At 75.8% G+C, this 10482-nt stretch carries 8 protein-coding genes and 3 tRNA genes; 5 read left to right on the forward strand and 6 right to left on the reverse strand.

Translation table 11 applies throughout. The annotated features are described in order from the left end of the window. Window positions 1-63: 63 nt before the first annotated feature. From WDV85_RS08190 to WDV85_RS08205, 4 genes are all read right to left on the reverse strand, one after another. Window positions 64-1554, reverse strand: coding sequence for a polysaccharide deacetylase family protein (locus WDV85_RS08190; RefSeq protein ID WP_339570165.1), 1491 nt, complete (start codon window positions 1552-1554; stop codon window positions 64-66). Window positions 1555-1647: 93 nt separating this feature from the next. After that, a complete protein-coding gene (gene rarD / locus WDV85_RS08195; RefSeq protein ID WP_339570166.1) occupies window positions 1648-2604 on the reverse strand; it encodes an EamA family transporter RarD in 957 nt (318 codons plus the stop codon). Window positions 2605-2621: 17 nt separating this feature from the next. Continuing rightward, window positions 2622-3719: a 2-oxoacid:ferredoxin oxidoreductase subunit beta gene (locus tag WDV85_RS08200; RefSeq protein ID WP_339570167.1), complete on the reverse strand. Its 1098-nt coding sequence runs from the start codon at window positions 3717-3719 to the stop codon at window positions 2622-2624. Further along, on the reverse strand, window positions 3716-5770 hold the full coding sequence (locus tag WDV85_RS08205; protein WP_339570168.1) for a 2-oxoacid:acceptor oxidoreductase subunit alpha: 2055 nt from the start codon (window positions 5768-5770) through the stop codon (window positions 3716-3718). Before WDV85_RS08205 ends, WDV85_RS08200 begins: the two co-directional genes overlap by 4 nt. Window positions 5771-5957: 187 nt before the next feature. Here WDV85_RS08205 and htpX point away from each other — a divergent pair, with 187 nt between their 5' ends. Further along, window positions 5958-6827 (forward strand): zinc metalloprotease HtpX, encoded by an 870-nt coding sequence (gene htpX / locus WDV85_RS08210; RefSeq protein WP_339570169.1) that lies wholly within the window; start codon window positions 5958-5960, stop codon window positions 6825-6827. A 1293-nt stretch (window positions 6828-8120) separates the two neighbouring features. On the opposite strand, the gene WDV85_RS08215 is transcribed toward htpX, so the two are convergent. Beyond that, on the reverse strand, window positions 8121-8972 hold the full coding sequence (locus tag WDV85_RS08215) for an alpha/beta hydrolase family protein (protein WP_339570170.1): 852 nt from the start codon (window positions 8970-8972) through the stop codon (window positions 8121-8123). Next, a complete protein-coding gene (locus WDV85_RS08220) occupies window positions 8969-9460 on the reverse strand; it encodes a YajQ family cyclic di-GMP-binding protein (protein WP_339570171.1) in 492 nt (163 codons plus the stop codon). The genes WDV85_RS08215 and WDV85_RS08220 overlap by 4 nt, the downstream gene beginning before the upstream one ends. Before the next feature lie 177 nt (window positions 9461-9637). On the opposite strand from WDV85_RS08220, the gene WDV85_RS08225 reads away from it, so the two are divergent. The 4 genes from WDV85_RS08225 (at window position 9638) to rpmG (ending at window position 10376) form a co-directional block, all read left to right on the forward strand. Continuing rightward, window positions 9638-9719: transfer RNA gene (locus WDV85_RS08225), tRNA-Tyr, on the forward strand. Window positions 9720-9862: 143 nt separating this feature from the next. Beyond that, window positions 9863-9935: transfer RNA gene (locus WDV85_RS08230), tRNA-Thr, on the forward strand. Between the two features lie 47 nt (window positions 9936-9982). Then, a tRNA-Met gene (locus WDV85_RS08235) sits at window positions 9983-10054 on the forward strand. 151 nt (window positions 10055-10205) lie between these two features. Then, the gene (rpmG, locus tag WDV85_RS08240) at window positions 10206-10376 is read left to right on the forward strand and encodes a 50S ribosomal protein L33 (protein WP_171202547.1); all 171 of its coding nucleotides are present in this window, start codon (window positions 10206-10208) and stop codon (window positions 10374-10376) included. Window positions 10377-10482: the final 106 nt, after the last annotated feature.

Consider the following 10482-nt stretch of genomic DNA (forward strand, 5'->3'; position numbering starts at 1 on the left):
CCGGTGTCGTCCCGCCCGCCGCAGCGCCCGTCGAGCGGTGGTGCGGGCCCGGTGGAGAGCGCCTCACCGGAGGGCGACCACGACCGGTCGGCCCGTGGTGAGGACGGCGACGGCGTCCCGTCCGCGGCCGTCGAAGTCGCCCGCGGCGACGCGCGCGCCGGCGGGGACGGCTCCCCGTCGCGTGCCGGTGGCCGGGAAGGGCGCCTGCACGGGGCCGTCGGTGACGACGACGCGGCCGTCGGGGGTGACGACGCCGAGGGTGTCGCGGCCGTCACCGTCCCAGTCGCCCGTCACCACGCGGTCGCGGCCGCCTCCCACGTCCTGCACCCACGAGGCGGTGCCCGTCCTCAGCTGCTGCGCGAGGAAGGTGCGCGTCCCGCGCCGGAGACCGGGGGTGTCGCGGCCGTCGCCGTCCCAGTCGCCGGCGAGCGGGACGTCACCGGGGGCGCCGTAGCGCAGCACCACCTGCGCGGGCCCCGTCGTGGCGCTCTGGCGCAGGTGGAGGACGCCGCGGCGCGCCACGCCCACGCCGTCCCGGCCGTCGCCGTCCCAGTCCCCGACCAGCGGCGCGTCGCCCGCGGCACCGAAGCCGAGCAGGAGGGGCGACCCCGTCCGCGAGCTCGTGAAGGACCATCGCCCGGCGCTGAAGAGCCCCGGGTCGTCGCGACCGTCGCCGTCGACGTCGGCGACCACGGGCACCTCCGGCGCCGGCGGCCGCGCGGGCGGGAAGGCGCGCCCGTCGGGCGTCGTGAAGGCGTGCCCGCGCGCCCCGTAGGTGTCGATGATGCGGGCCAGCGCGGCCACCGTGCTGCCGCGGTGGGCGTCCGGGTCCTGGCCGGCGGTCGCCTGCCCGTCGTGGAGGAGCACCACGGGGCGGCTCCCGCCGCCCGTGGTCGCCGCGCGCACGATGCTGTCGACGGCCGCGCGCGAGGGGCTGCCGGGCTGCTGCCAGTCGCGGGAGTCGACGGTCCAGAGGACGTTGGTGAGGTGGCGCTCGCGCAGCAGGGCGCGCGTGGTGGTGCTGCTCTGGTGGCCCCCCGGCCCCCGGAAGAGGCAGGGGAGCACGCCGGTGACCTGCTGGACGGTGCGGGACGCGCGGTCGACCTGGTCGCGCTGGGTGGCGCCCGGCAGCTGGTCGAAGCGACCGCGCGGCACCGAGCCGGGCACGTCCTGCGGGTGGCTCTGCGTGTGGTTCGCGATGACGTGGCCCTCCGCCACGATCCGGCGGGCGACGTCCGGGTGGCGCGCCACGTGGTCGCCGGTGACGAAGAAGGTCGCCCGGACGCCCTTCGCCCTCAGCACGTCGAGCACCTGCGGCGTCCACGCCGACGGGCCGTCGTCGAAGGTCAGGGCCACGGCGCGCCCGGTCCCCGGGACGCTGCGGAGGAGCTCGCCGCTCGAGGCCGGGCACGCCGGGGCGGCCGCCGCGGGTGCGGTCCCCACCTCCTCGGGCGCGAGCACGGCAGCGCTGCCGAGCAGGGCCAGCGCGGCGACGACGCCGGCGAGCCGTCGGGTCGGCGTGCGGTGAGCCGGGGAGCGGGTGGGGGCGCGCATGCCGGGGTGTTCGGTGGCGTCGGGGCGCGGCTGCAGCGGACGCGGCGAGCACCACCCGAGCGCGCGGCCCTCCTCGCGCGCCGGTGGCCCTCCTCAGCCCCGCGCCGAGGCGGCGGCCGCCCGGGCGAGCGCGCCGCGCCGCCGCGCGGTGCGCAGGGTGTCCGTGGTGAGGACGACGAGAGCGAGCCACACCAGCGCGAAGCCGACCCAGCGGGTCGGCGGCATCTCCTCGCCCAGCAGCAGGACGCCGCACAGCAGCTGCAGCACGGGCGTGAGGTACTGCAGGAGACCGATCGTCGTCAGCGGCACCCGGCGGGCCGCCGCCCCGAAGAGCAGGAGGGGCACGGTCGTCGCCACGCCCGTGGAGACGAGCAGCGCCGTGTGCAGGGGCCCCGCGCTCGTGAAGGTGCCGTCGCCCGCCACCTCCAGCACGACGAGGGCCGCCAGCGCGAAGGGCGCGAGGAGCAGCGTCTCGCCCGTCAGGGACACGAGGGCGGGGGTGCCCCGGCCCACGCGGTTCTTCGCCAGCCCGTAGGAGCCGAAGGTGAGCGCGAGCACGAGCGCGATCCAGGGCACGCGGCCGTAGTCGACCGTGATGACGCCCACGGCCACGACGCCGATGCCGACCGCCGCCCACTGCGCCGGACGCAGCCGTTCGCGCAGCAGCAGGACGCCGAGCAGCACGGTGACGAGCGGGTTGACGAAGTAGCCCAGCGAGGCCTCGATGACGTTGCCCGACTGCACGCCGTAGATGTAGACGCCCCAGTTGGCCGCGATCGTCACCGCGGCGAGGCCCAGCCAGCCCGTCCGGGTGCGGTCCGCCAGCAGCGCGCGCAGGTCGCCGAGGCCGCGCAGCGCGGCGAGGAGGACGGCGCACAGGAGCAGGGACCACAGCACCCGGTGCACGAGGACCTCGACCGAGCCCGCGGGGGCGAGCGCCGAGAAGTACAGCGGGAAGGAGCCCCAGAGCGCGTACGCCGCGGCACCCATGAGGGTGCCGCGGCGGACGTCGTCGGGCTCGGCTCCCGCCCGTCCGGTGGTGCCGGCCACGGGTGCGGGAGCGGCGCTCAGCGGACGACCCAGGTGTCGCCGCCCGCGATGAGGGCGTCGAGGTCGGCGTCCTGCGCGGGCCCGCCGGCCTCCTCGCGGGCGGAGTCGACCTGGTCGCGCACGAGGTCGTCGTACGTGGGGCGCGAGACGGCGCGGAAGACGCCCACGGGCACGTGCGCCATGGACGGGCCGTCCAGGCGCGAGAGGGCGAAGGCCTGCGTCGGGTCCTGCGCGGAGGTGTCGTGGACGACGACCTCGCGGCCCGCCGCCTCGGCGGCCGGGACGACCTCGACGCCGCCCCCGGCGGTGCGCACGACCACCTTCTCCTCGCCCTCGCGGCCGTAGCGGACCTCCTCGCCGTCGGCGAGGCGCACGAGGCGGGCCTGGGCCTCGTCCGAGTCCTTGAGGACGTCGAAGGCGCCGTCGTTGAAGATCGGGCAGTTCTGGTAGATCTCCACCAGCGACGTCCCGCGGTGCTCGGCGGCCGCGCGCAGCACCGACGTGAGGTGCTTGCGGTCGGAGTCCAGCGTGCGCGCCACGAAGGTCGCCTCGGCGCCGAGCGCCAGCGACACCGGGTTGAAGGGGGCGTCCACCGACCCGGCCGGCGTCGACTTGGTGACCTTGCCGACCTCGGAGGTGGGGGAGTACTGCCCCTTCGTCAGCCCGTAGATCCGGTTGTTGAAGAGCAGGATCGTCATGTTGACGTTGCGCCGCATCGCGTGGATCAGGTGGTTGCCGCCGATCGACAGCGCGTCGCCGTCGCCCGTGACGACCCAGACCGACAGGTCGGGCCGGGAGGCGGCGAGCCCCGTCGCGATGGCCGGGGCGCGGCCGTGGATCGAGTGCATCCCGTAGGTGTCGAGGTAGTACGGGAAGCGGGAGGAGCACCCGATCCCGGAGATGCAGACGATGTTCTCCTTGCGGAGCCCGAGCTCGGGCATGAAGCCCTGCACGGCCGCGAGGACGGCGTAGTCGCCGCACCCGGGGCACCAGCGCACCTCGTTGGCGGCGGTGAAGTCCTTCTTCGAGAGCGTCGTGCCCTCGGGCAGGCGCGGGACGTCCTCGGTGCCGCTGCGGACGCCGGGCAGGCCGAGCGGGGTGGTGGTCGTGCTCATCGACGGGCCTCCTGGGGGCTCTCGGCGACGGCGCCCGCGGCGGGGGAGGCCGCGGCGGCGGAGTCGGTGTCGGGCAGGGCGGCGACGGCGTCGCGGACGACGTCGAGCAGCTCGCCGGCGCTGAAGGGGCGGCCGCGGACGCGGCCGTGGCTCTGCACGTCGACGAGGTAGCGGGCGCGCAGCAGCAGGGCCAGCTGGCCGCCGTTCATCTCCGGCAGGACGACCCGGTCGTAGGCGCGCAGCGCGTCGCCGAGGCCGGGCGGGAAGGGGTTGAGGTGGCGCAGGTGCGCCCGGGCCACCTGCAGGCCCTCGGCGCGCGCGTCACGGACCGCCGCGGCGATCGGCCCGTACGTCGAGCCCCACCCGAGCACGAGGACGCGGGCCCTCGTGCCGTCGGGGGCGACGGGGTCGTCGACCTCCAGCGGCGGCACCGCGACGCCGTCGACCTTCGCCTGGCGCAGGCCGGTCATGCGCTCGTGGTTCTCGGGCTCGTAGGAGATCTCGCCCGTCACGTCGGCCTTCTCGAGGCCGCCGATGCGGTGCTCGAGCCCCGGGGTGCCGGGGACGGCCCAGGGGCGGGCGAGGGTCTCGGGGTCGCGCAGGTACGGGCGGAAGGCGGGGCGGCCGTCGTCGCCCGCGCCGTTCGGGCCGGTCGCCTGGGCCGGGTCGATCGCCGGCAGGTCCGCCACGCTCGGCAGCGCCCAGGGCTCCGAGCCGTTGGCGAGGTAGCCGTCCGACAGGAGGATGACCGGCGTCCGGTAGGTCACCGCGATGCGCACCGCCTCCATGGCCGCCGTGAAGCAGTCGGTGGGGGAGGACGCGGCGACGACGGGCAGCGGCGACTCGCCGTTGCGCCCGTACATCGCCTGCAGGAGGTCGGCCTGCTCGGTCTTCGTCGGCAGGCCCGTGGACGGCCCGCCGCGCTGGACGTCGACGACGACGAGCGGCAGCTCGAGCATGACGGCGAGGCCGATGGTCTCGGCCTTGAGGGCCAGGCCGGGGCCCGACGTCGTCGTCACGCCGAGGGAGCCGCCGAACGACGCGCCGAGGGCGATGCCGACGCCGGCGATCTCGTCCTCGGCCTGCAGGGTCGTCACGCCGAAGCGCTTCATGCCCGACAGCGCGTGGAGGATGTCGCTGGCCGGGGTGATGGGGTAGGAGCCGAGCACGAGCGGCAGCCCGGCCTTGTGGGCGGCCGTCGCCAGGCCGTAGGCGAGGGCGGTGCTGCCCGTGATGTTGCGGTAGGTGCCGGCCGGGTGCTCCGCGGGCGCCACCTGGTACCGGACGGCGAAGCCCTCGGTCGTCTCGCCGAACGCCCAGCCGGCGCGGAACGCTGTCAGGTTGGCGTCGCGGATCTGCGGCTTCCTCGCGAACTTCGTCTCGAGGAAGCGCTCGGTCGCCTCGGTCGGGCGGTCGTAGAGCCACGAGAGCATCCCGAGGGCGAACATGTTCTTCGCCCGCTCGGAGTCCTTGCGGGACAGGCCCGAGTCCTTGAGGGCCTCGACGGTCATCGACGTCAGCGGCAGGGCGTGCACCTGGTAGGACTCCAGGCTCCCGTCCTCGAGCGGGCTCACGGTGTAGCCGACCTTCTGCAGGCTCCGCTTCGTGAACTCGTCGGCGTCGGCGATGACCACGCCGCCGCGCGGCAGGTCGGCGATGTTGGCGCGCAGGGCGGCCGGGTTCATCGCCACGAGGACGTCGGGGGCGTCGCCGGGCGTGAGCACGACGTGGTCGGCGAACTGCAGCTGGAAGCTCGAGACGCCCGGGAGGGTGCCCTGGGGGGCGCGGATCTCGGCGGGGAAGTTCGGCAGGGTCGCCAGCGCGTTGCCGAGCGACGCCGTCTCCGCGGTGAACCGGTCGCCGGTGAGCTGCATGCCGTCGCCGGAGTCCCCCGCGAAGCGGATGACGACGCCGGCCACCTTCTGCACGGGCGTCGACCCGGGGGCCGACGGGGCCGGGGCGCCGTCCTCGACGCGGGGGGCGGTGGGGGCGTCGGGCGTGGGCGACTCGAGACGCATGACGGCGGCAACACCTCGGGGGTCGGGGTCCATCCCGGCTTCTCGACCGATCCGCTCGGGAGACTTCTCGAGCGGGCGCGGGTGCGGGCGTCCGGGACGGGGGTCGGCGCCATCGTAGGCGGGGAACGCCGACCCGCCGGACGGCGTTGTGCTGCGTGAGACGGCGCCCGACCCGGGTCCGCCGTCGCACCACCCTCGGCAGGAGGAGCACGGGTCGTCCATGGGCCACCAGCACTTCAACGGCGTCAAGACCGCCGTCCTCTTCGGCGCCTTCGGCGCGCTCGTCCTCGGCGCCTCGTGGCTCGTCTTCGGGCGCAGCATCGGCGGCCTGCTCATCGGCCTCGTGCTGGCGCTGCTCGTCAACGGCATCTCGTACTGGAAGAGCGACACGCTCGCCATCAAGGCCATGCGCGCCCGCCCGGTCACCGAGGCGGAGCAGCCGGCGATGCACCGCATCGTGCGCGAGCTCTCGGTCGCCGCCGGCAAGCCGGTGCCGCGCCTGTACGTCTCGCCGACGCGGGCCCCCAACGCCTTCGCGACGGGTCGCAACCCGGAGAACGCGGCCGTGTGCTGCACCGAGGGCATCCTCGAGCTGCTCGACGAGCGCGAGCTGCGCGGCGTCCTCGGCCACGAGCTCATGCACGTCTACAACCGCGACATCCTCACGTCGTCGCTGGCCGCGGCGATGGCTAGCGTCATCACCTTCCTCGGCTACGCGGCGCTGCTCTTCGGCGGCGGCAACCGCGAGAACGGCGGCGGCAACCCCGTCGCGGGGATGCTCCTGCTCTTCCTCGGCCCGCTGGCCGCCGGCCTCATCCAGATGGGCATCAGCCGGACCCGCGAGTACGACGCCGACGAGGACGGCGCCCGCCTCACGGGCGACCCCCTCGCCCTGGCGAGCGCCCTCCGGAAGCTCGAGCGGGGCACGAGGGCGGCCCCGCTGCCGCCGGAGCGCGACCTCGTGAACTCGAGCCACATGATGATCGCCAACCCCTTCCGGGCGAAGGACGCGCGCTCGCTCTTCTCGACGCACCCGCCCATGGACCAGCGCGTCGCCCGCCTCGAGGCGATGGCCGGCTACCGCGGCTGACGCCGTCGCACCCCGAGGGCCCCGGACCGGATGGTCCGGGGCCCTCGTGCGTCATGCCCGGCCCGTCGCCTCCCGGGGGCGAGTCGTCGCCTGTTCGCCCCTCGGTGGGGTCTTCGGGGGGCGAGTCGTCGCCTCTTCGCCTGTCACGCGGGCACCGGGTTCGAGGGCGAGGGCGAGAGGGGGCTCGTGCCGCAGCTGCTCGGACGAGCGCCACGGCGCGGCCCGGCTCCGCGAGGTCGGCCGCCGTGATCCTCAGCGACGCCCATCCCGCAGCGGTGAGCGCGTGGTCCTGCCGTCGGTCCTCCTCCTGCTGCAGTCGCAGCGCGTGCCAGGCACCGCCGTAGAAGACGGCGAGCCGGACGCCGACGACGGCGAGGTCTGCTCGGAGGAGGAAGACGCCGCGCTCGTCGCAGATGTCGAGCTGGACGTCGACGTCGACACCGGCCAGCACGAGGCCCACCCGGAGGACCGACTCCGGTGGCGACTCGGCGCGCGGGTCGGCGAGCGCGAGCGCTGCTCGGACACGGACGACGCCGTGGTCGCGGCGTCCCTCCAGCCACCGTCCCAGCCGGGGCAGGTGCACCAGCCCCGCTCGCGCGAGCCCGTCGAGGCGGGCCGTCGCAGAGGGCAGCGACTCCCGGGCGGCGGCGTCGAACGCCATGCGCTCGGGTGGCGCGAGCCGCGTCGTCCGCCAGGAGCGGCCCGGCCCCGGGGCGCTGCGCGACCGACGGACGCGCACGTCGCGACCGACGGGATGCCGGCCGCCCTCCTCGGGGACGACCAGCTCGACCCGGTCGCTCCACCCCAGGAGAGGGACGCCCAGCACGGTGGCTGCAGAGGCGCCGGTCACGAGCGCCTCGGCGGGGAGCACGAGACCCGCACCCTCCACCCGGAGGGCGTGGTCGCGCGGGACGTCCGCCGGGGCGTACACCCCGGGGACGACGCGCACGAAGGACGGGCCGCGCAGCTGCTTCGGCGTCAGGGCGCCCTCGGCGACGGCGTGGCTGCCGATGAAGACCCGGGGGAAGCCGGTCGCGCTCGAGGTCACCCCGTGAGGGTGAGGTCGACGAGCACGGCCTGAAGGCCGTCGTCCACAGGCTCGTGTCGTCGCCGTGCGGAGCGGGTGGGCGAGCAGTGGACGACTCGCCCCGAGTCCGGCCCGAGGGGGGCGAACAGGCGACGACTCCACCTCTCCTGGGCCTGATGAGGGGCGAACAGGCGACGACTTGCCCTGATGTCGGCCGGCTGGAGGGCGAACAGGCGACGACTCGCCCGGACGTGGGCCGGCCTGGATCACGCCCCCAGCCGGGCGAGCACCTCCGCGCGGGCGAGCGCCCAGCACCGGCTGCGCGGGTCGAGGTGGGCCTGGTGGTCCTCGCCGGGCACGAGCTCGACGCGCACGTCGTCCCCGGCCGCCCGCGCCGCGGCGGCGTAGCGGTCGGCCTGGTCGGGCGGGACGACGTCGTCGAGGTCGCCGGTCAGGCACAGGACGGGGACGCCGCACGGCGCGAGCGCGGCGGGGGAGGCCGTGGCGTAGCGCTCCGGCACGTCGCCCGGCGCGCCGCCGAGCAGCTCGAGGACGGCGCCGCGGCCGAGGTCGTCGGCGTGGGCGGCCGCGAGGTCGAGCACGCCCGCCTGGCTGACGACGGCGAGGGGCCGCAGCCGCGGCCCCGCGCCGGGGGCGCCCCCGGGAAGCCGGTGGCGCGAGGCCGCCCAGGCGGCCAGGTGCCCGCCCGCCGAGTGCCCGACGACGACGGCGCGCCCCGCGTCGAGCCCCGCCGCGGGCGCGACGTCGACGAGGAGGTCGAGGGCCGTCGCGGCGTCCTCGAGGGTGGCGGGCCAGCCGCCGCCGTCCCCGACGGCGCGGTAGTCGACGAGCCACACCGGCACGCCCGCCGCGAGGAGGTCCGCGGCGACGTGGTCCTCGAGGCGCCGGTCGTAGGCGAGCGACCCGTCCGCGGCGCCGGGGCGCCAGAAGCCCCCGTGCACGAGGACGGCGACGCCGTCCGTGCGGCGCCGCGCCGGCAGGTGCAGCTCGGCGACCTGCCGCGGGGCCCCCCCGCAGCGGTGCGCCGACGGGGCGCCGTCACCGCCCGGCAGCACCGGGGGGACGGGCGCCGGCGGGGCGCTCCCCGTCACGCTCACCGGTAGTTGGTGAACTGCAGCGCGACCTCGAGGTCGGCGCCCTTGAGGAGGGCGATGACCGCCTGCAGGTCGTCGCGGCTCTTCGCGCTGACGCGCAGCTCGTCGCCGGTGATCTGCGGCTTGACGCCCTTGGGGCCCTCGTCCCGGATGATCTTGGAGATCTTCTTGGCGTCCTCCGAGGACAGCCCCTCCTTGAGGGTGGCCTCCTGCCGGTGCTCCTTGCCGGAGGCGCGCACGTCGCCGAGGTCCAGCGCCTTGAGGGAGACCCCGCGCCGGATGAGCTTGGTCTGCAGCACGTCGAGGACGGCGGCGACGCGCTCCTCGCTGTTGGCCACGAGCACGACGCGCTCGCCGCTCCAGGCGACGCTCGCGTCCGTGCCCTTGAAGTCGTACCGCTGGGAGATCTCCTTCGCGGCCTGGTTGATCGCGTTGTCGACCTCCTGGCGGTCGACCTTGCTCACGACGTCGAAGGACGAGTCGGCGGCCATGGGGCTCCTCCTGGGGATGGCGGTGGCGGTGCGGGCGGGCGTCCGCTCCGGCGCGACGGGGCGGGGCGGGTGCCGCGCGGCGACGGCGGGCGACGGACGCGAGGCGTGCGTCGGCACGTCCGGTCCTTGCTATCGTCGCCCACGCACACCGGGCTCCGCGCCCGGCGGTGCTCGCGAGGCAGGTTGCCCGAGCGGCCAAAGGGAGCTGACTGTAAATCAGCCGGCACAGCCTTCGCAGGTTCGAATCCTGCACCTGCCACGTCGCTCACGAGAGGGCGTCCCGGACACCCGGGGCGCCCTCTCGTGCGTCGCAGCCGCCGGCGCCCGGTCGGCGCAGCCGCCGGTTTCGGCGACGCCGGGGGAGCCGTGTACGCTCCTCGACCGTGCCCGCTCGCGGGTGCCGCCCCAGTAGCTCAGTCGGCAGAGCGTCTCCATGGTAAGGAGAAGGTCTAGGGTTCGATTCCCTACTGGGGCTCTGCGGCTCCGCCCGGCGCCCTCCGGGGCCCGCCGGGCGGAGCGCTCGGCGAGGTAGCTCAGTGGTAGAGCAAACGGCTCATAATCGTTGTGTCGCGGGTTCGATCCCCGCCCTCGCTACGCCTGCGGCTCGCCGCCGACGGCGCCGGGCCCGGCCCGGGCCGCCGCCGGAAGGGCGCCAGCCGCTCGGGTGTTGCACCTCCTGCGAGAGGACGGGCGGCACCGCCGACGAGCACCGCCCGCACCGACGACCCACCGAGAGGCTCCCGCCGTGGCCAGCAAGACCGCTGACGTCCGACCGAAGATCACGCTCGCCTGCACCGTGTGCAAGGAGCGCAACTACATCACCAAGAAGAACCGCCGCAACGACCCCGACCGGATCGAGCTGGCGAAGTTCTGCCCGCGCTGCGGCAACCACACCGCGCACCGCGAGACGCGCTGAGCACCACCACCTCCGGCCCTCGGACCACCTGCGGGCCCCGGGCGCCGGGCCGACGACGGCCGCGGCGCCCGAGCACGACCCCGGACGGCGGGGCCGCCCCCGGCGG

This window comes from Pseudokineococcus sp. 5B2Z-1 (genome assembly GCF_037482305.1).
Classification (GTDB): Bacteria; Actinomycetota; Actinomycetes; order Actinomycetales; family Quadrisphaeraceae; genus Pseudokineococcus.